The organism is Citrobacter sp. XY323 (genome assembly GCF_025106035.1).
Taxonomy (GTDB): domain Bacteria; phylum Pseudomonadota; class Gammaproteobacteria; order Enterobacterales; family Enterobacteriaceae; genus Citrobacter; species Citrobacter braakii.
Window position 1 is genome coordinate 46,669 of sequence record NZ_JANYUK010000011.1, and the last position, 19,789, is coordinate 66,457.

The 19,789-nt window shown below is 51.2% G+C and carries 20 protein-coding genes; 7 read left to right on the forward strand and 13 right to left on the reverse strand.

Features of this window, described 5'->3' with window-relative positions; genetic code table 11:
- Nucleotides 1-50: 50 nt before the first annotated feature.
- A complete protein-coding gene (ribA, locus tag N0B36_RS14350; protein ID WP_016153247.1) occupies nucleotides 51-641 on the reverse strand; it encodes a GTP cyclohydrolase II in 591 nt (196 codons plus the stop codon).
- Nucleotides 642-843: 202 nt separating this feature from the next.
- Between ribA and pgpB the strand changes: the two genes are divergently transcribed.
- The 5 genes from pgpB to yciH all read left to right on the forward strand — a co-directional run bounded on the left by pgpB (nucleotide 844) and on the right by yciH (nucleotide 4,496).
- Nucleotides 844-1,608, forward strand: coding sequence for a phosphatidylglycerophosphatase B (pgpB, locus tag N0B36_RS14355; protein WP_046275276.1), 765 nt, complete (start codon nucleotides 844-846; stop codon nucleotides 1,606-1,608).
- A gap of 149 nt (nucleotides 1,609-1,757) precedes the next feature.
- Nucleotides 1,758-2,066 carry a LapA family protein gene (locus tag N0B36_RS14360; RefSeq protein ID WP_006684318.1) on the forward strand — a complete coding sequence of 103 codons (309 nt, stop codon included), beginning with the start codon at nucleotides 1,758-1,760 and terminating at the stop codon, nucleotides 2,064-2,066.
- A 6-nt stretch (nucleotides 2,067-2,072) separates the two neighbouring features.
- Entirely contained in the window at nucleotides 2,073-3,242 is a 1,170-nt protein-coding gene (gene lapB, locus N0B36_RS14365) for a lipopolysaccharide assembly protein LapB (protein ID WP_047417273.1), read from the forward strand.
- A 189-nt stretch (nucleotides 3,243-3,431) separates the two neighbouring features.
- On the forward strand, nucleotides 3,432-4,169 hold the full coding sequence (gene pyrF / locus N0B36_RS14370) for an orotidine-5'-phosphate decarboxylase (protein WP_049282555.1): 738 nt from the start codon (nucleotides 3,432-3,434) through the stop codon (nucleotides 4,167-4,169).
- A complete protein-coding gene (yciH, locus tag N0B36_RS14375) occupies nucleotides 4,170-4,496 on the forward strand; it encodes a stress response translation initiation inhibitor YciH (protein ID WP_016153243.1) in 327 nt (108 codons plus the stop codon).
- A gap of 90 nt (nucleotides 4,497-4,586) precedes the next feature.
- Here yciH and osmB read toward each other — a convergent pair whose 3' ends face one another.
- The 7 genes from osmB to fabI form a co-directional block, all read right to left on the reverse strand.
- A complete protein-coding gene (osmB, locus tag N0B36_RS14380; protein ID WP_003020583.1) occupies nucleotides 4,587-4,805 on the reverse strand; it encodes an osmotically-inducible lipoprotein OsmB in 219 nt (72 codons plus the stop codon).
- A 268-nt stretch (nucleotides 4,806-5,073) separates the two neighbouring features.
- The gene (locus N0B36_RS14385; protein WP_016153242.1) at nucleotides 5,074-5,826 is read right to left on the reverse strand and encodes a DNA-binding transcriptional regulator YciT; all 753 of its coding nucleotides are present in this window, start codon (nucleotides 5,824-5,826) and stop codon (nucleotides 5,074-5,076) included.
- A 94-nt stretch (nucleotides 5,827-5,920) separates the two neighbouring features.
- Nucleotides 5,921-6,103, reverse strand: a complete 183-nt coding sequence (locus N0B36_RS14390; RefSeq protein ID WP_016153241.1) for a hypothetical protein — start codon at nucleotides 6,101-6,103, stop codon at nucleotides 5,921-5,923.
- A gap of 182 nt (nucleotides 6,104-6,285) precedes the next feature.
- Nucleotides 6,286-8,277 (reverse strand): cyclic di-GMP phosphodiesterase, encoded by a 1,992-nt coding sequence (gene pdeR / locus N0B36_RS14395; protein ID WP_047502364.1) that lies wholly within the window; start codon nucleotides 8,275-8,277, stop codon nucleotides 6,286-6,288.
- A 265-nt stretch (nucleotides 8,278-8,542) separates the two neighbouring features.
- Nucleotides 8,543-10,477 (reverse strand): exoribonuclease II, encoded by a 1,935-nt coding sequence (locus N0B36_RS14400; RefSeq protein ID WP_047500361.1) that lies wholly within the window; start codon nucleotides 10,475-10,477, stop codon nucleotides 8,543-8,545.
- Nucleotides 10,478-10,566: 89 nt separating this feature from the next.
- Nucleotides 10,567-11,712 carry a carboxymuconolactone decarboxylase family protein gene (locus N0B36_RS14405; RefSeq protein ID WP_259688531.1) on the reverse strand — a complete coding sequence of 382 codons (1,146 nt, stop codon included), beginning with the start codon at nucleotides 11,710-11,712 and terminating at the stop codon, nucleotides 10,567-10,569.
- A 199-nt stretch (nucleotides 11,713-11,911) separates the two neighbouring features.
- The gene (gene fabI, locus N0B36_RS14410; RefSeq protein ID WP_016156642.1) at nucleotides 11,912-12,700 is read right to left on the reverse strand and encodes an enoyl-ACP reductase FabI; all 789 of its coding nucleotides are present in this window, start codon (nucleotides 12,698-12,700) and stop codon (nucleotides 11,912-11,914) included.
- Between the two features lie 440 nt (nucleotides 12,701-13,140).
- Here fabI and N0B36_RS14415 point away from each other — a divergent pair, with 440 nt between their 5' ends.
- Complete coding sequence (locus tag N0B36_RS14415; protein WP_047500365.1) at nucleotides 13,141-13,830, forward strand: EAL domain-containing protein; 690 nt, start codon at nucleotides 13,141-13,143, stop codon at nucleotides 13,828-13,830.
- 38 nt (nucleotides 13,831-13,868) lie between these two features.
- Here the strand turns inward: N0B36_RS14415 and sapF are convergent, their stop codons facing one another.
- The 5 genes from sapF to sapA are packed head-to-tail and all read right to left on the reverse strand — an operon-like array spanning nucleotide 13,869 to nucleotide 19,151.
- A complete protein-coding gene (gene sapF / locus N0B36_RS14420; protein WP_016153235.1) occupies nucleotides 13,869-14,675 on the reverse strand; it encodes a peptide ABC transporter ATP-binding protein SapF in 807 nt (268 codons plus the stop codon).
- A gap of 1 nt (nucleotide 14,676) precedes the next feature.
- Nucleotides 14,677-15,669, reverse strand: coding sequence for a peptide ABC transporter ATP-binding protein SapD (sapD, locus tag N0B36_RS14425; RefSeq protein WP_016153234.1), 993 nt, complete (start codon nucleotides 15,667-15,669; stop codon nucleotides 14,677-14,679).
- Nucleotides 15,669-16,559: a peptide ABC transporter permease SapC gene (gene sapC, locus N0B36_RS14430; protein ID WP_259688532.1), complete on the reverse strand. Its 891-nt coding sequence runs from the start codon at nucleotides 16,557-16,559 to the stop codon at nucleotides 15,669-15,671. The genes sapD and sapC overlap by 1 nt, the downstream gene beginning before the upstream one ends.
- On the reverse strand, nucleotides 16,546-17,511 hold the full coding sequence (sapB, locus tag N0B36_RS14435; RefSeq protein ID WP_003020545.1) for a peptide ABC transporter permease SapB: 966 nt from the start codon (nucleotides 17,509-17,511) through the stop codon (nucleotides 16,546-16,548). The genes sapC and sapB overlap by 14 nt, the downstream gene beginning before the upstream one ends.
- Nucleotides 17,508-19,151, reverse strand: a complete 1,644-nt coding sequence (gene sapA, locus N0B36_RS14440; RefSeq protein ID WP_259688533.1) for an ABC transporter substrate-binding protein SapA — start codon at nucleotides 19,149-19,151, stop codon at nucleotides 17,508-17,510. The genes sapB and sapA overlap by 4 nt, the downstream gene beginning before the upstream one ends.
- 312 nt (nucleotides 19,152-19,463) lie before the next feature.
- Here sapA and N0B36_RS14445 point away from each other — a divergent pair, with 312 nt between their 5' ends.
- Complete coding sequence (locus N0B36_RS14445) at nucleotides 19,464-19,787, forward strand: hypothetical protein (protein ID WP_141875227.1); 324 nt, start codon at nucleotides 19,464-19,466, stop codon at nucleotides 19,785-19,787.
- Nucleotides 19,788-19,789: the final 2 nt, after the last annotated feature.

Here is a 19,789-nt window from a genome sequence, read left to right on the forward strand (position 1 = left end):
AATGCAAAAAAGCCTGCGAGAGCAGGCTTTTTGATAGGCGGTGACAACGATTATTTGCCCAGCAAATGTCCCATCTTGGCGGCTTTGGTGTCCAGATAATGTTCATTTTTTGGATTACGGCCCACGATCAGCGGCACGCGTTCAACAATATTGATTCCCGCTTCGGTCAGGATTTCTACTTTCTTCGGGTTATTGGTCAGCAAACGTACCGCATCCACGCCCAGCAGCTTGAACATATCGGCACACAGCGTGAAATCGCGCTCGTCTGCCGCAAATCCCAACTGATGATTCGCTTCAACGGTATCATAACCCTGGTCCTGCAACGCGTAAGCGCGGATTTTGTTGAGCAGGCCAATGTTGCGTCCTTCCTGACGGTGATAAAGCAGAATGCCACGCCCTTCTTCTGCAATGTGGGTGAGGGCCGCTTCGAGCTGGAAACCGCAATCGCAACGCAGGCTAAACAGCGCATCGCCAGTCAGACATTCGGAGTGGACGCGCGCCAGGACAGGTGTTTGGCCTGTGATATCGCCAAAAACCAGTGCGACATGATCGTGTCCGGTTGCCAGTTCTTCAAATCCCACCATCAGGAAATCACCCCAGGGGGTTGGCAGTTTGGCTTCTGCCACACGTTTAAGCTGCATGTAATTCTCCAGATTATGCTGGCACTCGTCGTGCCTTCGCCTGTCGGCTTCTGTTCTGTATTACACTATTTTGCCATAAGGCAACGACGTTCACCTAATCGCGACCACGGATTCGCTTTTGGAATGGCACAAAATTGTCAATTTTCCCGACGTGTGAATTTTTCAGTTATGATTGTGATACTTATCGACGAAAGGAGAGGCAATGCTGTCTATTGCAAAGCGCACCGCAGTGGGGACCGGACTGCTACTTATCATGCCGGTTGCCGTATGGGTATCAGGCTGGAGCTGGCAGCCGGGGCACAATGTCTGGTGGTTAAAGTCCTTGTACTGGGTAACGGAAACGGTGACGCAGCCGTGGGGAATTATCACTCACGTTGCGCTTTGTGCGTGGTTTCTGTGGTGCCTGCGTTTTCGTCTTAAAGCCGCGGTAATGCTGTTTGCTATTCTGGCAGCGGCGATTTTAGTGGGACAGGGCGTGAAGTCCTGGGTAAAAGACAGGGTGCAAGAACCGCGACCTTTTGTCGTGTGGCTGGAAAAAACGCACCATATTCCGGTTGATGAGTTCTACACTTTAAAACGTAAAGATCGTGGGCATTTAGTCAAAGAACAATTGGCTGAACAGCAGGATATTCCAACGTTTTTACGCAAGCACTGGCAAAAAGAAACGGGTTTTGCCTTTCCGTCCGGACATACGATGTTTGCCGCCAGTTGGGCTTTACTGGGCGTAGGGCTGTTATGGCCGCGCAGACGAACGCTGACGATTGTGTTTTTGCTGATCTGGGCGACCGGCGTGATGGGCAGCCGCTTGCTGTTAGGCATGCACTGGCCCCGTGATTTGGTGGTGGCAACGCTGATTTCGTGGCTGCTGGTGACGCTGGCAACCTGGCTTGCACAGCGGGTATGCGGACCATTAACCCCACCAGTGCAGGAGGAAAAAGAAATCGCGCAGCGAGAACAAGAAAGCTAGCGATGATTGATTTTTCAAATTTTGCCCTCAAATCAGAAAGTGGAAAGCGCTTTTCCGTTTCGCACTCGTTGTGAAAATGGTAATTTAAAGGGCTCAACGCGGTAAGTTGGACACGATTTATTCGCTCAAACCACATAACGGGAAGTAATGTGAAATATTTACTCATTTTCTTACTGGTGTTGGCGATTTTTGTTATTTCGGTGACATTGGGTGCGCAAAACGATCAACAGGTTACGTTTAATTACCTGCTGGCTCAGGGTGAGTATCGTATCTCTACGCTGCTTGCTGTATTGTTTGCCGCAGGGTTTGCGATTGGTTGGCTAATTTGCGGCCTTTTCTGGCTGAAGGTTCGTGTGTCTCTTGCGCGCGCCGAACGTAAAATCAAACGACTGGAAAACCAGCTTGCGCCTGCGACCGACGTTGCGGTATCTGCCGATTCGTCGGTTGTGAAGGAATAATTATTTATGTTGGAGTTGTTGTTTCTGCTTTTACCTGTAGCCGCTGCCTATGGGTGGTATATGGGTCGCAGAAGTGCGCAACAAACCAAGCAGGATGAAGCTAACCGTCTTTCTCGTGACTATGTCGCCGGGGTTAACTTCCTCCTGAGCAACCAACAAGATAAAGCGGTGGATCTGTTCCTTGATATGCTAAAAGAGGACACAGGCACCGTTGAGGCTCATCTCACCCTCGGAAACCTGTTCCGCTCTCGCGGTGAAGTCGATCGCGCAATCCGCATCCATCAAACGTTAATGGAAAGTGCCTCGCTGACCTACGAGCAGCGTTTGCTGGCCGTGCAACAGCTGGGGCGCGACTACATGGCCGCGGGACTGTACGACCGCGCGGAAGACATGTTCAATCAGCTTACCGATGAAACTGATTTTCGGGTTGGCGCATTACAGCAACTGTTGCAAATTTATCAGGCCACCAGCGAATGGCAAAAAGCCATTGATGTCGCAGAGCGTCTGGTAAAACTCGGCAAAGACAAACAGCGTAATGAGATAGCCCACTTCTACTGCGAACTGGCCTTACAGCAAATGGGTAGCGACGATATGGATCGCGCCATGACGCTGTTGAAAAAAGGCGCCGCGGCAGACAAAAACAGTGCACGGGTATCCATCATGATGGGGCGCGTGTACATGGAAAAAGGTGATTACGCGAAGGCGGTTGAAAGCCTGCAACGGGTCATTTCCCAGGACAAAGAACTGGTCAGCGAAACGCTGGAAATGCTGCAAAGCTGCTACCAGCATCTGGGGAAAAACGATGAGTGGGCGGAGTTTTTACGTCGGGCCGTCGAGGAAAATACTGGTGCCGCCGCCGAACTGATGCTGGCGGATATTCTTGAGGCGCGTGAGGGGGCTGATACCGCTCAGGTCTATATCACTCGTCAGCTGCAACGTCATCCTACGATGCGCGTGTTCCACAAGCTGATGGATTATCATCTCCACGAAGCCGAAGAAGGGCGTGCCAAAGAGAGCCTGATGGTTCTGCGCGATATGGTCGGAGAGCAGGTACGTAGTAAACCGCGTTACAGCTGCCAGAAGTGCGGTTTTACGGCGTATACGCTGTACTGGCACTGTCCATCCTGCCGTTCATGGTCAACCATTAAGCCCATTCGCGGACTTGATGGGCTGTAATTTTTAAAAAAACCTCATTTTAGTTACAACATACTATTGGTGTGTAATCGATCCATCCACAACCTCCGCTGCCGGTTCGCCTGGCAGAAATGTAATCGCGCCTGTTAATTTTCTATTACCGCAGGTAGAATGCACGCCGTTTACCCATTTCGCGCCGCCGTGGGCGCCCATCCTCAAGAAGGTCTGGTCATGACGTTTACTGCTTCATCTTCTTCTCGTGCTGTTACCGATTCTCCTGTCGTTGTCGCTCTCGATTATTCTAATCGTGATAAAGCATTAGCTTTTGTCGACAGAATTGATCCTCGTGATTGCCGTTTGAAAGTGGGCAAAGAGATGTTCACGCTTTTTGGACCTCAGTTGGTTCGCGATCTACAACAGCGTGGTTTTGACATCTTTCTTGATTTGAAATTTCATGATATTCCCAATACCACCGCACATGCAGTTGCCGCTGCTGCCGAACTTGGTGTCTGGATGGTTAACGTTCACGCTTCTGGCGGGGCGCGTATGATGACTGCAGCCCGTGAAGCCTTAGTGCCTTTTGGCCAGGACGCGCCGCTACTGATTGCCGTGACGGTTCTGACCAGTATGGAAGCCAGCGACCTCGCCGATCTCGGCGTGACGTTGTCACCTGCAGATTATGCTGAAAGACTGGCGCGCTTAACCCAGAATTGTGGTCTGGACGGTGTCGTATGCTCAGCTCAGGAAGCGGTGCGATTCAAGCAGGCGTTGGGCCAGGCATTTAAGCTGGTGACACCGGGTATTCGTCCAGAAGGCAGCGAGGCGGGCGATCAGCGTCGTATTATGACACCGGAACAGGCGCAATTAGCAGGTGTGGATTACATGGTGATTGGTCGTCCGGTCACCCAGTCGGCCGATCCCGCGCAGACGCTGAAGATGATCAATGCTTCCCTGAAACGAGGTGCGTAAATGAACGACTCAAACTCTCGTCTGGTCTACTCTACCGACTCCGGGCGTATTGATGAACCGAAAACAGCGCCTGAGCGTCCAAAAGGCGATGGCATTGTTCGTATCCAGCGCCAGACCAGTGGTCGCAAAGGGAAGGGCGTGTGCCTGATTACCGGTATTGATCAAGACGATGCCGAACTGACCAAATTAGCCGCAGAACTGAAGAAAAAGTGTGGTTGCGGTGGAGCAGTGAAAGATGGCGTGATTGAAATTCAGGGGGATAAACGCGACCTGATTAAATCGCTGCTGGAAGCTAAAGGAATGAAAGTTAAACTGGCTGGCGGTTAATAAAAAAGCCACGGAAAATTTCCGTGGCTTTTTAATAATACAGACCTGAAAAAGTAAACGTATTATTATATCGAGCCGTTTAACCGTAGATTATTTACCCACCTGGTGGCCAATAATACCACCTACTGCAGCACCACCCAGCGTACCCAGCGTGCTACCGTCAGTCAGGACTGCACCACCTATTGCACCTGCACCAGCACCGATTGCGGTGTTACGATCTCGTTTGGACCAGTTAGAGCAGGCACTCAGCGACATTGCCAGAGTAATCGCCAGAATGGCAGCGGTCATTTTTTTGCTCGTTACTAACATAATACTTTCTCCTGAATTATTGATTCACGGAATCCAGTGTTCTTTAAGGATAGCGTCAAATTAAGACTATCGAAGATATTTCCGTGAAACCGTTTAGCGAAGTCATTACAAACACTATCCTGAAGTTGGAGGTTCGTTCCTGTTATATCGCTAACATTAATTTTACGACTTTATCCTGTTAACGACAGGTAAAAAGTCTTAATTGGACTGTCAGATAACTCTCAGAGAGCAGATGATTTGTCTGGTGACAAACCATCTACTGAAGATTTTATGCGTGGGCATCAATGATATTGACGATTAATCCTGAATGTTCGAGCTGCATTTGTACGCTGGCGCTGAGTCTGGAGTCCGTTACTACGCGGCTGAATCGCTCTAATGGACCCAGCGTGTAAGGGTGAATGGCGTCGAATTTTGAGCTGTCGGTCAACACAATAACTTCTGCGCCTTTTTCCAGCACCGCGTTAACCACGTCAGAACGCATCATATCGCGTCCGGTAAAACCGGTATCAGCCTGCCAGCCGTCAATGCCGATAAAGGCCTTACTGAAGTGTACCTGCTGGATAAACTGGCGAGTTAAGGGGCCGACCATGCTCTCACTTTTTTTCTGGTAAATTCCACCGAGAAGTATCACTTCACAGGGCGTTTCTTTGAGCAGATGAGCAATGTAGCTGCTCACGGTGATGATGGTGACATCTTTTTGCTCTGCCAGCGTTCTGGCCAGAAGTGCATTGCTGCTGCCATTCTCAATGAATACGGATTCGCCTGGACTGACCAGAGATGCAGCGAATTCAGCCAGTTCACGTTTCAGAGTGAAATTGGTCATCATGCGCGTTTCAACATCATCGCTGTTCAATGAAACAGCAAAACCGTGGGCTCGGCGTAAGTAACTCTGTTTTTCCAGCGTGTTCAGATCCTGTCGAATCGTCACTTCGGAGACACCGGTGACTTTTGCCAGATCGGCGACGCTCATCTGACCTTTATCGGTCACCATCTGCAAAATAGATTGTTGTCGGGAATTCATAGTATTAATTTTATTGCGATATCGTATCGGAAATTAAACGGAAACTGCATTATCTGCACTTGCTGATAGCAGCGACATCAAAAGATCACTGTCATCAGATCTCCCATGGCGCCTTCTGCTTTTTCGCCAAAGATTCGGCATCTTCTTTGACCGTGTTTAACAGTTCAGCTTTCAGAATTTCAAGATTGTGGATGGCTGAGTGGTAATCACCTGCAACGAGGATATCCAGCACGGTATCAATACGTTCGGCCAGACGCTGAGCGTCGATATCAGACATGGTCGTCATCCTAATGGCAATAGAGTTTGAATTTCATGATGCAGAATTTCATGGCAAAAGAGAAGGGAAAAATAGTATTAACCTGAACGATTGAAGAATATTATATATTCTGTGATTACATGTGGATAGCGTCGTCATGTAATGTCCATTTATGGCTATTTATCACCTTCATTCTCTCTGCATTAGCGCATTTTTTTACTCAGATGGCGGCGATACCAACGTTCAAATGCGGCGGCTGGCATTGGTTTGGCGAATAAAAACCCCTGACGCTCATTGACGCCATTTTTGGTCAGAAACGCATCCTCTTTCGCGCTTTCCACGCCTTCGGCGATGACCTGCAGGTTGAGCGCCTGCGCTACCGCAACTATGGCCCGTACCAGCGATTGTGAAATAGGTTGTTTGTGGATCTCTCTGACAAAGGTCTGATCCAGTTTAATGGCATCTAGCGGGAAGCGGGCCAGTTGAGACAGCGACGAATAACCGGTACCAAAATCATCCAAATGGATTTGCGCTCCTAACTGGCTAAACTGCTGAATGACTGACAACGCCAGTTGCTCATTTTCTATCAAACTGCTTTCCGTTAATTCAACATCGATGGGGCAATACTCAAAGTTGAGCTCGTGAAGTACCTGCTTAAGTGCGGTAAACAGCGTCTGGTCGGCGAGCTGGCGGGCAGAAACGTTTACCGCCACGCGCAGGTTTATTCCCTTGTCGCGCCATTTCGCGACCTGCCGCACAACGTCGAGAATAACCCAACGCCCCAGCGGGACGATGAGCCCCGATTCTTCGGCGTAGGAGATAAACTCCAGCGGTGGAATGAGGCCGCGTTCCGGAGATTGCCAGCGAACCAGCGCCTCCAGGCTGCGCACTTCACCGCGCCAGGTTATCTTTGGCTGATAATGGATAACCAGTTGATCGTTATCCAGCGCCTTACGCAGATTAGTATCCAGCCACAGATATTCAAATACTCGCTGATTCATTTCCGGAGAAAAAACACAAAACTGCCCACGGCCGCCTTCTTTCGCGGTGTACATGGCTGTATCCGCGTTACGAATGACGCTCTCGCAGTCCTGACCATGCTGAGGTGCGAGGGATATACCAATAGAGCATCCGGTATAGACTTCAATCAGACCGATGCGGAAGGGCTGGCGCAGGCGCGTCAGAATGCGTGATGCGGTGGCTTCCAGTGTGCCCTGGGATGTTTCGGTGGCAAGAACAATGAATTCATCACCGCCAAATCGCGCCAGGATCTGGTTGTCTTCGAGGCAACTGAGGATTGCCAGCGACACGCTTTGTAGTAGCTGATCGCCAAACATATGCCCGTAGGCATCGTTTACCTTTTTGAAGTTATCCAGATCGAGGTACGCAATACCGACCTGCGTATCGCCCGCGTTCTCAATTGCATTGCTGATCAGTTCATGAATTGCGTTGCGGTTTGGTAATCCAGTGATGGAGTCGGTATTCGCCAACACCCGCAGTCGTTCCTGCGCGCGGCGTTCTTCAGTGATATCGGTCCCGGAACAGATCAGAAAAATTTCGTTCTTGCCGCTACCGTTATGCACAAATTTATTGCGAAACAGAAACAGACGCTGGCCTTTGCAGGTCTTGACCCAGCGTTCAACCTCATACGAGTTACCTTCGCGAAAAAAGACCTCAATATTGCGCCGTGAAGCCGCCGCTTCACGACGGCTCATAAATAATGTGAATACACTTTGACCAATGACTTCACGTTCTTTGAGGCCGGTGTACTCTTCGCACAGGCGATTAAACCGCTGAATGTTGCCCATGCGGTCAAGAATGACAATAACGGAATTGGCTTCGGAAACGACTTGTTCGGCAAAAGAGAGGCCGTGGGCCAGATCGCGGGCGACGGAGGGGGTGTCATCCCAGGCTGATGCGCTACCGGCCCATTCGCGCTTATTGATTTTTCGACCGACCAGATGCACGGGAATGTCGTCATCTTCAATGGGCAACGTCATTAGCAGACTTGACGTGATCACCGTCATCTCGCGAATGCGATCGGCTTGTTCAGGTAATAATTCGATGGTCTGATCAGCTTCTGACGCTTCGTCGATAGAGAAATGCAGGATGTTGCAATCCTCTGATAAACGCCAGTAGGGGTTATGAGTGCCCACATAGCTATACAACGTAACCAGCTCCCGGACGTCTTTCATCATGTGTACTATCCCGTTTAAAGCGCATAGAGCCTCAAAAGTATGGGTAGCCATGATTCATTCGGGGTGATTATGGCTGAACGTATTGTTTTTTTTATATATTTATGTTTAATCCAGAATCCGTAAAAAGCAAAGCCAGCGGAACTGAAAAAAGTAAAAAAATAAAATTGACCGAATGAAAGAAGTGTAGTGCGGTGGTGGGAATTTGGGCGGAAAAAAGAAACGACCTTTCACAAAATGAGAAAGGTCGCTGGATTGATACGTGTTACGCGGCTGGACGCGCGATAACGCTGCGGGTTTCCATGCGAACTTCGGCGATGGTTACGTCAATCACATCCGTGACTTTGTAAACCACTTCACCTTTAATTTGCACCGTGCCGCTTTCCTGGCTGCATACCAGCTCGTCCCGAACGGCGTGCAGGAATGGGGCAGGAATAAATGCGACTGCACCATTATCAACTAAACGTACGCGCATACCGCCGCGGCTGACGTCAATTATCTCGGCCGCAAAGCGGGTATCGGTCCCGGCTTTGTCACTCAGGAAACGGGCGTATAACCAGTCGCCCACATCACGTTCAGCCATCCGGTTCAGGCGACGACGTTCCGCCATTTGCACCGTGGTATCATCCCCAGGGCGGGAAATGGTTTCACCTTTGATGACGGCCTTAAGCAGGCGGTGGTTAATCATATCGCCATATTTACGAATAGGAGAGGTCCAGGTGGCATAAGCCTCCAGACCCAGCCCAAAGTGCGGCCCTGGCTCGATACTGATTTCAGCGTAAGACTGGAAACGGCGAATTCGGCTGTCGAGGAAACCAGAAGGCTGCGCATCCAGCTCGCGGCGCAGTTTGCAGAAACCTTCCAGCGTCAGGACTTCCTCGGCATCAACGTGCATACCATGGGTTTTTAGCAGCGCGGCCAGAGCGTCGGCGTTGGCCGGGTCGAATCCCATATGGACGTTATAAATCCCGAAGCCCAGCTTGTCGCGAAGCACGCGGGCGGCGCAAATGTTTGCCGCAATCATGGATTCTTCCACGATACGGTTTGCGATGCGGCGCGGCTCAGCGACGATGTCCAGGACTTCACCTTTTTCACCAAGAACAAAACGGTAATCCGGGCGATCTTTAAATACCAGAGCATGGTTATGACGCCATTCACCGCGGCTCAGGCAAATACGGTGTAGCAGACGGATTTGTTCAGCAATCGCGTCGTTTGCAGGCTGCCAGTCACCGGTATCTTCCAGCCAGTCGGAGACGTTGTCGTAGACCAGCTTCGCTTTCGACTCAATCGTCGCTGCGAAGAAGGTGATGTTGTCTTCAATCGCGCCATCCGCGGTGATGGTCATACGACAAGCCAGAACCGGACGCACTTCGTTCGCGCGTAAAGAGCACAGATCGTCAGACAGTTCGCGTGGTAGCATCGGGATATTGAACCCCGGCAGATAGTTAGTAAACGCGCGAATTTTTGCCGTTTTATCCAGCTTGCTGCCTTCTGCAATCCAGGCCGTAGGGTCGGCAATGGCGACAGTTAATTGCAGTTTGCCGTCGGCCAGCTCTTCAGCATACAGCGCATCGTCCATATCTTCGGTGCTGGCGCTGTCGATGGTGACAAAGTTGAGGGCGGTTAAGTCCTGACGAACCAGACCTTCATCCAGCATCTCAGTTGCCACACCGTCCGGCGCTTCTTTTTCGAGATTATGGCGTGCCAGCGTGACCCACCACGGGACAAAGTGGTCATCAGCAAAAGTGATAAATTGGGTTAACTCAGCATAGAAGGTGCGATCGCCTTTCAGCGGGTGGCGGCGCATTTCAGCGACGGCCCAGTCACCTTCTTTAAAGTCGTGCTCAACGCCGCGGGCGGCACGGCAAGGGATCGCTTCTTTCAGTAACGGATGATCCGGCACAATGGACAGACGATCATTTTTGCCCTGAACTTTACCCACGAAGCGCGTCAGGAAGGGTTCGATCAGTTCTTCCGGCTCGGCAGATTCACGATCTTTTTCTGTATGGATAACCGCAACAATGCGGTCGCCATGCATCACTTTTTTCATCTGCGGCGGTGGAATGAAATAGCTTTTTTGTGCATCGACTTCCAGGAAGCCAAAGCCTTTTTCCGTGGCTTTTACCACCCCTTCTGCACGTGGCGTCTGGGAATGCAGTTGCTGTTTAAGCTGCGCTAGCAGCGGGTTGTCCTGAAGCATAATTGTCTATTTTCGTGGCTAAAAGAGCGGCTGACAGTTTTACGCGATTCTCTCAGTTGCGGCAAGCGCTCTTTCAGTAAGTGGATCGGTTAATAAGTCTCGCCCAGCGCGATTTTCAAGCGATTCAACCATCCGCACAATCCGCTCCAGGCCAGCAGGTTAATCGCTTGTTCAGAAGAGATGCCCTGATCGAACAAAGGGGTTAACAGCGCGGCGCTAAAACGGTCGGGCGCTCGGGTTAGCCATTGTACCGCCTGCAGGGTGACGCGCTCAACCGGATGTCGCTGTTCCCAACGCTGTAATTCACGTTCCTCCTGGCGAAGCAGGGCGATAACGTTGGCTAATTCATTGGCTGTATGTGCCTGTTCATTAAAGCAGGCCACGCTGCCGTTAATCCGTGACGTCATTAGCGCCGCCAGTGAAAATGCCCGCACCGGTACAGCGCTACGCCGGGTACTGGAAATCAGTGTCGTGAATAAATCCAAAATGACCGGTGAATGGATCAGTAATGGCACCAACGCTTGCAGTTCATCGGGAAAATGTCTGGCCATCGTCTCGTCCTGAGAATGATATTTTTCGATTGGGAATGGCGCAGCGTGCCAGGTAGCGTTTGTTGCACTAAATGGCGAAGCGTGAGCGAATTGCTGTATATCCAGCCCCGGTATTCGGCGTACCGGATGTCCAAACCAGGCCTGAAACAGGGCCACGGTCCGGGCCTGAAAACCGACGAAGCCGATGATTTGATTCATCAAAATACTATCGCTGGTGGTCAGCCCGACCGCATCCAGATGCTGGCGATCGCGTGCGCCTATCACATCAGGAGAGCTGGCAAGTTGGCGAGCATATTGGGTGATTTGCGCCAGCCGATGGTTACTTTCCCGTGACGAGTCAGGACCAGGAAGCGGTGTTAACCGCGCGGCATAGTGATTGCACAATCGCTGGACGCCATACACCTGAGCGACGGTTAGCGCCGTACTCATCCGTTCATAGGCGCTGAATGTGTGCATCTGATTCAGGTTTACGTGAACCGGGAAGAGAACCTGGGCAAGTTTACGGGCAGGGGTTAACCAGGATTGAAAAGGCAAAAGGGCGTCATCAGGTATCGCCAGATCCAGTAAAAAGCTGTCGTCGACATGAGCGGCTTCCGGCACCAGCGGCAGAATATCTTGCGGATGCTTGCTGGATTGCGTCTCATGATACCAGTGGCTTTTGCCTTCAATTCGGCGTTGTTCCATGGGCGGTCCTTGGTCTAAAAAGTGGCGACCCGGACACGTCGTCTACTACTACGCCGGATCGTTTGCGCTGCAATATCCTGACGTAAGCAGAAGAGGGGATGAAAGATTGTTCCGTGATAATAAATATCAGAAAAGCATATATGGCGGCGGGCAGAGGAGAGTCATGGGCGGGGCAAGACCGCCCATAGAAGACTTACGATTATTTCAGTTCCAGTTCGTTCATTGCCGCGATACTGAAGCCACCATCGACGTGAACGACTTCACCCGAGATGCCGGCAGCAAGATCGGAGCACAAAAATGCTGCGGAGTTACCCACATCTTCAATGGTTACAGTGCGGCGAATCGGCGTAACCGCTTCACAATGCGCCAGCATTTTACGGAAATCTTTAATGCCGGAAGCGGCGAGTGTACGGATTGGACCGGCGGAAATAGCGTTCACACGCACGCCTTCAGGACCCATCGCATTAGCCATATAGCGGACGTTCGCTTCCAGTGAGGCTTTTGCCAGGCCCATCACGTTGTAGTTAGGGATGGCGCGCTCTGCGCCCAGATAGGATAGCGTCAGCAGCGCTGAGCCTGGGTTCAGCATGGAACGGCAGGCTTTTGCCATCGCCACAAAGCTGTAAGCACTGATGTCATGAGCAATTTTGAAGCCTTCGCGGGTGACTGCATTCACATAGTCGCCATCCAGTTGGTCTGCGGGCGCAAAACCAATGGAGTGCACGAAACCGTCGAATTTCGGCCAGGCTTTGCCCAGTTCGGTAAACAGTGCATCAATGCTGGCGTCTTCCGCCACATCGCACTGCAGTACGATGCTGGAACCCAGTTGAGCTGCAAATTCTTCGACGCGGCCTTTTAGTTTGTCATTCTGGTAGGTGAACGCCAGTTCAGCCCCTTCGCGATGCATGGCCTGAGCGATACCCCAGGCGATGGACAGTTTGCTGGCAAGACCCGTTACCAGAATGCGCTTACCGGAAAGAAAACCCATAGCTTTAATCCTTATGGTCATTGCTTATTTTTAGCAATCAATGAGTTATGATCACAATTTGAAGGTGTTTCGAAATGGGGCAGCAATTATATCCCACTCTTTGTGCCTTGTAGAATAGTTATCATCCCTTACTGATAATCACTTTTCATTACACATGAGGGTTATAACACTTTCCCTGGTTAAGTCTCATTCATTCTGCGAAGCGCGGGGGATGGAGAAAATACAAGGCTTTAAAGGCATCTCAATGGTATTATTAACTGCTAGCTTATGTTTTAAAACATAGCAATGTAGGAACTTTCTTAAAAAAAAAAATATGACCGTATTCAGTTCGTTATGATATATTGTTTTTATCGATCAATATTGACAAATTGATCGTTATTATTGATTGATTGTGATTAAAAGTGCATTATCAGGAAGTTATGATCAATTGGAGTGGTCTTATGCACTATCATTTCATCGCGGAACCGATGAGAGACACAACTGATACGTTACTGGGTGTTGAGATGAGCGTCCGGTTTGCTTCAGATACGGTTTCGCCGATACATCCAGAGTTCATCATTTCAGCGTGGAATAGCGAACAAAAACGTAATTTCATGCTCGAGCAAATTCGATTAATTGCCGAAAAGCGTAATTGGTTTGAGAGCCACAACCTTTTCTGTACTCTGAACCTCATTGATGAAATGGCGCTGCTGGCAATTGGCGACCCGAGCGTCAAATCGGCGCTACATGCCATGCCTTTTGTCGCCCTGGAACTTTCAGAGCGTTTTCTGACGAATACCGTATGTCTGAATAATCTGCTGATTAATTCACTTTGCGACGGTCCAAACGCATTATGGCTGGGCGATCTGGGCTCCGGCAGCATTGGGGCCAGTCCGCTGGTTTGCGGTCGTTTTGATGTTGTAAAGTTGGATCGTGGTTTTTTCCTGGATCAGGCTGAAAAACCGATGTTCCCGGTGCTAATTAAAAACATCCGCGAATATTGCGACCGCATTGCGGTGGAGGGCGTGGAAACCAAACAGCTTATCGACGAAGTAGGCGCGGCTGGTGTTTGGGTGATGCAGGGATCTCTTTTCCCTTCGGTCGCGTTTAGCGAGGTTGATACACTGCTCTTACCAAATGTTTGTCACTGATTGCAAAATTGCCCTCCGGTTGAGGAGGGCTGCATCTGCTAGCGATCTTTACGCCACGCGTCAGCGGTAAGCGCTTCGCCGAAATGACCGGCGATCAGGCGACGGGTCAGCTCATGCAACGGCGAGGCCAGAACATCTGCTGTACTGCCGCGTTCAACCACTTCACCCTGGTGCATGACTAATACCTGATCGCTGATGTGCTTCATCATGCCGATGTGCTGAGTCACATAGATATATGAAATCCCCTGTTTTTCCTGTAATTCCAGCATCAGATTGATGAGCTGCGAACGCATCGACATGTCCAGAGAGGCCAGGGCTTCGTCGGCGATAATGACTTTGGGTCGCAAAATGAGCGCTCGGGCAAGGCCCAGACGCTGTTTTTGTCCCGGAGCCAGCATATGCGGGTAATAACTCACATGGTCAGGCAACAGACCGACCATGCGCATGGTCTCGATGATCTGTTTGCGACGCTGTTCAGGCTCGAGGTCGGTGTTCAGACGTAGCGGAAAATCGAGGATCTGCGAAATACGTTGCCGTGGGTTAAGCGACGTTGACGGATCCTGGAAAATCATACGGATACGCTGACTACGGAATGAATAATCACCATATTTTAACGGGTGATCGTCAATCAGCAGCTCACCGCTGGTAGGCTCAATCATACCGGCCAGCATCTTCGCCAGCGTAGATTTACCGGAACCATTTTCACCTATAACGGCGAGCGTCTGACGCTCGCGCAGGGTAAAGCTCAGGGGTTTAACGGCCTCAACGGTCTGACGGCGGAATAAGCCCGTCCGGTAGCGAAAGGTTTTGCTCAGATTACGAACTTCGAGCAGGGTTTCTACCATCTCACTCTCTCTCCATGTTCAGCGGGAAATGACAGGCGTAGAGATGATTCTTTGCTCCGGTCAGTCTTGGGGTTTCGATACATTCGCGCTGAGCATAAGGGCAGCGCGGCCCCAGACGACAGCCGATAGGTAATTGTTCCAGCAATGGAATGGCTCCTGGCATGGTATTCAGGCGGCTTTTGTGCGGCATTGCGCTACCAAAATCAGGAATGGCGCGAATCAACGCTTGGGTATAAGGATGATGCGGAATAGTCACCAGCTCTTTACTGGGCGCAGTTTCCACCGTTTGCCCACAGTACATCACGTTAATTTTGTCAGCCCACTGGCTGAGCATTTGCAGGTCATGGCTGATCAACAAAATGGTGGTATTGCTGTTTTGGTTCAGCCGGGTCAGCAGGCGGAAAATTTGCGCCTGAGTGGTTGGCTCCATCGCGTTCGTTGGTTCGTCGGCAATCAGTAAACGCGGCTGATTAGCCAGGGCGATTGCGATCATCACCTTCTGGCATTCGCCGTCGGTCAGTTCATACGGGAAGCTGCGCATCGCATCTTTATGATCTTTTATCCCGACGCGGTGCAGGAGTTCAATCGCGCGGCGTTTACGCCAGCCGATGCGCTGCCACCAGCGGCCTTTATAAGTCCATGCCGGAATATTTTGCATCAGTTGTCGTCCAATGCGCTCAGACGGATCGAGACACGATTGCGGTTCCTGAAAGATCATGGAAACGTTATGGCCGACCAGCTTGCGTCGTTCACGCGCTGAAAGGCGCAACAGATCGATATCATCAAAGCGCATGCGGTCTGCGGTTACGCGCCAGTTATCTTTCGCGACGCCGCAAATGGCCTTGGCGATCAGGCTCTTGCCCGATCCAGACTCGCCAACCAGTCCGCGGATTTCACCTTCATTGAGGGTCATGCTGACGCGGTCAACCGCCTTCACCCAGTCGTCGCCGGTTCTGAATTCAATGGTCAGGTTGCGGATATCCAGTAATGGCATTATTCCACCCCCGCAATAATTGCCCGGCGCACGCCATCACCCAGCAGGTTAACCAGCAGCACGCTTATCATAATCGCCGCACCTGGCAGCATAACCGTCCACGGTGCGACATAAATCAGCTCCAGCGCGTCGCCAAGCATGGCTCCCCATTCTGGTGACGGCAACTGTGCGCCAAGGTCGAGAAAACCCAGCGCGGCGATGTCCAGAATCGCCATCGACAGCGCACGGGTGATTTCAGTGATAAGTCCGGCGGTAATATTGGGCAGAACGGCGAACCACAGGATATTGAGCGTGGTTGCGCCGTCCAGGCGAGCGGCGATAACGTACTCTTTTTCCAGCTCGTCATGCACCATGCTGTAGACGGAGCGTACCATGCGCGGCAGCAGCGCCAGCCAGACGGCAAACATCGCGTGTGTCAGATGCGGTCCGGCAAAGGCCACCACAATAATCGCCAACAGCAGCGAAGGGATCGAGAGCAGGGTGTCCAGAATGTGGTTCAGCGCCGCGGAGCGCAAACCGTGCGTCGCGCCGGCAACCACGCCCAGTAACAGGCCACATAGTGTGGCGGCGAGGGTGACGACAAACGCGCCGCCAACGGTCGGGGCCGCGCCGCTGAGCAGGCGACTTAGCACGTCACGCCCGAGATCGTCAGTTCCGAGGAAAAATGAGACTTCGCCATAGCGCGACCATGACGGCGGTAAAAGCTGATAGCCGAGAAATTGCTGGTCGATGCCATAAGGGGCAAACCAACCACCAAAAATACACAGAATCGCCAATCCTGCGCAGCCATACAGGCCGATCATCGCAGTCGCATCGCCGTAAAAATTGCGCCATGCGGTGCGCAACGTACCCGGCGGGCGCTTTTCGCTGTAGACGCTATCGTAAGGCATACCATTCCTTATGTTTCAGAGGGTTAGCCATAGCACCCAAAATATCAGAGATGACGTTAACGATGATAACCAGTGAGCCAATCACCATGACGCCCGCCGAAATTGCCGCGTAATCCTGCTGGCGAATTGCGTTAATCAGCCAACGGCCAAGACCTGGCCAGCTAAAGACCATCTCGGTGATCATCGCCAGCGTCAGCATGGTGGAAAACTGTAATCCCAGACGCGGGATCACCGGCGGAAGGGCGTTGTGCAGAACGTGACGGCGCAGAATGGTTAAGCGTGATAGACCGCGCGTGGCGGCCGCTTTAACATAGTTTTGATCAAAGACCTCAATGGTGCTGATTCGCATCAGGCGAATAACTTCCGTGGTAGGGGCGACGGAAAGCGTCAACACCGGAAGCACCATGTGACGGATTGCGCTGACCAGCATTTCATCGCGCCAGGGGGAGTCGGAGATCCACGCATCAATAATGGCAAATCCGGTAACGGGCTTCACTTCATAGAGAAGATCAAAGCGTCCCGAAACGGGAAGCCAGCCGAGAGTCAGTGAGAAGAGCAACGTCAGCAACAGCGCCAGCCAAAAAACCGGAATGGAAAAGCCCATCAACGCTAAGGCGCTGATGCAGCGGTCCTGCCATTTGTTCCGCGTGATCCCTGCCAGCATACCAACGGGGATCCCAACCATCAGCGCAAAACCAAAGGCCAGAATGCACAGTTCCATCGTCGCCGGGAACACCTCCTTCAACTGTTCTGAAATCAACTGACCGTTAATACTGGATACACCAAAATCCCAGTGAATGAGGCCATTGAACCAGAATACCCAGGCGTTCCACAGCGATGCACCCTGTAACGGCGCATGAGGTGTGAAGTAGCTCAGGCTGAATCCAATAAAGGTCAGGAAGAAGAGGGTGACCAGCAGCAATAAAAAACGACGCAGGGTGAAGATAATCATGGCTTTTTCACCTCATCTTTCTTTTCCCTGGAAACCCCGGCAAAAGATGCATTGCCGAACGGACTCAACACCAGTCCTTTGATATCGTAACGATAAGCCTGCAGACGCAGTGAAGAGGCCAGCGGCAGGATCGGTAACTCTTTCGCGAGAATATTTTGCGCTTCGTCATAGGCATCAATTCGCGATGAGAGTTGCTGCGAAGAGAGGGCCTTGCGCAGAACGCTGTCAAATTCCGGATTACACCAGTGGGCGAAGTTAGTCTGCGAGTTGATGGCGGCGCAGCTTAGCAACGGTCGGAAAAAACTGTCAGGATCGTTACTGTCCGTCGCCCAACCGGATAACGTTAGATCATGGTTCATATCCATTAATCGCGCCTCCTGAAAACGACCTTCTACCGGAATGATTTTAACTTTCACACCCACCTGAGCCATGTCAGCCTGAATCAGCTCGGCGGTTTTCAGTGGACTGGGGTTCCAGGCCTGAGAACTGGTGGGTACCCAAAGCTGTAATGTCAGGTTCTCCAGCCCCAGTGCTTTTAACTGCTCGCGCGATTTTGCCGGATTGTACTCTGTAATTTTAGCTTCGTTGTCATAAGCCCACGAGGCGCGAGGCAAAATAGATGCTGCGGTTTCCGCCGTCCCGTAGTAGATGGACTGCATCAGCCGTTGGTTATTAATGGCCAGCGCCAGCGCATGCCGCACGGCGGGATTATCCATCGGTGGTTTATTGGTGTTGAATGCCAGATAGGCGATGTTCATCCCCGGGCGCAGGGTCAGACGCAGGCGCGGGTCATCACGCAAAATGCTGAGCTGACTGGCGGCAGGCCAGGCCAGAACATCACACTCACCGGTCAGGAGTTTCGATAGACGTCCGGTGCCGCCAGAACCGAGGTCCACAACCACCTGCGGCATCAGAGGAGTACCACGCCAGAATTTTTCATGGCGCTGCAGTCGAACATATTGCCCTGCGCGATTCTCCGAAAGCTGGTACGGTCCGGTGCCGACGGGTTGTCTGTCGAGCAGCTCCTGACGATCCTGTTTTGCCAATTTATCCGCATATTCTGCTGACATCACGGAGGCATAATGCGTGGCGAGGTGCCACATGAAGGAGGCGTCGGGCTGAGTTAAGCGGAACTCAACGGTGTTGTTGTCCAGCTTGCGTACGCTTTGGACGTTATCGGCGAACTGTAGGCTGTCGAAGTAGGGGAAACTGCTACCGTTTACATTGTGCCACGGATGCTGGCGATCAAAGATGCGCTCGAAGGTAAACACCACGTCGTCTGCATTCAGTTTGCGGGTGGGGGTGAACCAGGCCGTCTTCTGAAACTGGACGTCACGACGCAGATGGAAGCGGTAGGTTGCGCCGTTATCCAGCACCTCCCAGCTTTCAGCCAGCTCAGGCACCAGTCGATAGGTGTACGGATCGACATCGAGCAGTCGGTCATACAGCTGGGCTGCCAGGGTGTCGACGATAAGACCGCTGCTCGCTTTTTGCGGGTTGAACGTATTGACCTGCCCGCTAACGCAATAGACAAAGCCGCTGTCACGAATATCAGCATGCGAAGCCTGTTCAGGCGCGGCAGCAGCCTGACCACTCAGAAATCCAGCCATCACGATCAGAGATGATAAAACCAGGCGCATAATTTTAAAGGATTATAAATAAAGAGGCTATCTTACTAATATTTAATGACATTTGCCATTACCGTTTGTGTTTGGGGGCCGTAAGGTCATAACCGCGAATTCAACATCGCGACAGGGTCACCCTTCATACCCGCTATCCACTTTGAATTTACTCTGTTAACTATCTTAGCATTTTCATGACCCATCTGACTCGCTATAAACGCGGTGCAGGATGTGGACAGTTGGCGTAATTTGTTACGGTTTCCTCGCTGTGACAAAATGCATAAGCGATTACAATGCGTTAGTGTACGAATCAAAGGGAATATTTAATAAATGAGCAACTTAGCGGATTACGTCAATGCTATAAAAATAGGCAAAAATGTTATTTGTATTGAGGATGTCAGTAAACGGGATGACATGGCTGAAGTTGAGATTATAAATAAGACATGGCTTCATGATTCGGGAGTGGTTATTCGTTGTTCTCGCGAAAATGAATTGGTTATATATTCATCAAGTTCCTGTCCAGAATGCAGCATTAGATGGCATGTCGTTGATGCGGCAGGTCAGGATATTCGTCCACTGGAGAAAACATTTCACAATGCTTGCCAGGAGTCGTACTGGTTAAAAGTAAATCGTCAAACGCATCTCCCGGTGTAAAC

Excerpts from the sequence above, each read along its gene's own strand:
- ribA (WP_016153247.1), bottom strand. The coding sequence starts at position 641 with ATGCAGCTTAAACGTGTGGCAGAAGCCAAACTGCCAACCCCCTGGGGT.
- pgpB (WP_046275276.1), top strand. The coding sequence starts at position 844 with ATGCTGTCTATTGCAAAGCGCACCGCAGTGGGGACCGGACTGCTACTT.
- lapB (WP_047417273.1), top strand. The coding sequence starts at position 2,073 with ATGTTGGAGTTGTTGTTTCTGCTTTTACCTGTAGCCGCTGCCTATGGG.
- pyrF (WP_049282555.1), top strand. The coding sequence starts at position 3,432 with ATGACGTTTACTGCTTCATCTTCTTCTCGTGCTGTTACCGATTCTCCT.
- yciH (WP_016153243.1), top strand. The coding sequence starts at position 4,170 with ATGAACGACTCAAACTCTCGTCTGGTCTACTCTACCGACTCCGGGCGT.
- osmB (WP_003020583.1), bottom strand. The coding sequence starts at position 4,805 with ATGTTAGTAACGAGCAAAAAAATGACCGCTGCCATTCTGGCGATTACT.
- N0B36_RS14385 (WP_016153242.1), bottom strand. The coding sequence starts at position 5,826 with ATGAATTCCCGACAACAATCTATTTTGCAGATGGTGACCGATAAAGGT.
- N0B36_RS14390 (WP_016153241.1), bottom strand. The coding sequence starts at position 6,103 with ATGTCTGATATCGACGCTCAGCGTCTGGCCGAACGTATTGATACCGTG.
- pdeR (WP_047502364.1), bottom strand. The coding sequence starts at position 8,277 with ATGAAAGACGTCCGGGAGCTGGTTACGTTGTATAGCTATGTGGGCACT.
- N0B36_RS14400 (WP_047500361.1), bottom strand. The coding sequence starts at position 10,477 with ATGCTTCAGGACAACCCGCTGCTAGCGCAGCTTAAACAGCAACTGCAT.
- N0B36_RS14405 (WP_259688531.1), bottom strand. The coding sequence starts at position 11,712 with ATGGAACAACGCCGAATTGAAGGCAAAAGCCACTGGTATCATGAGACG.
- fabI (WP_016156642.1), bottom strand. The coding sequence starts at position 12,700 with ATGGGTTTTCTTTCCGGTAAGCGCATTCTGGTAACGGGTCTTGCCAGC.
- N0B36_RS14415 (WP_047500365.1), top strand. The coding sequence starts at position 13,141 with ATGCACTATCATTTCATCGCGGAACCGATGAGAGACACAACTGATACG.
- sapF (WP_016153235.1), bottom strand. The coding sequence starts at position 14,675 with ATGGTAGAAACCCTGCTCGAAGTTCGTAATCTGAGCAAAACCTTTCGC.
- sapD (WP_016153234.1), bottom strand. The coding sequence starts at position 15,669 with ATGCCATTACTGGATATCCGCAACCTGACCATTGAATTCAGAACCGGC.
- sapC (WP_259688532.1), bottom strand. The coding sequence starts at position 16,559 with ATGCCTTACGATAGCGTCTACAGCGAAAAGCGCCCGCCGGGTACGTTG.
- sapB (WP_003020545.1), bottom strand. The coding sequence starts at position 17,511 with ATGATTATCTTCACCCTGCGTCGTTTTTTATTGCTGCTGGTCACCCTC.
- sapA (WP_259688533.1), bottom strand. The coding sequence starts at position 19,151 with ATGCGCCTGGTTTTATCATCTCTGATCGTGATGGCTGGATTTCTGAGT.
- N0B36_RS14445 (WP_141875227.1), top strand. The coding sequence starts at position 19,464 with ATGAGCAACTTAGCGGATTACGTCAATGCTATAAAAATAGGCAAAAAT.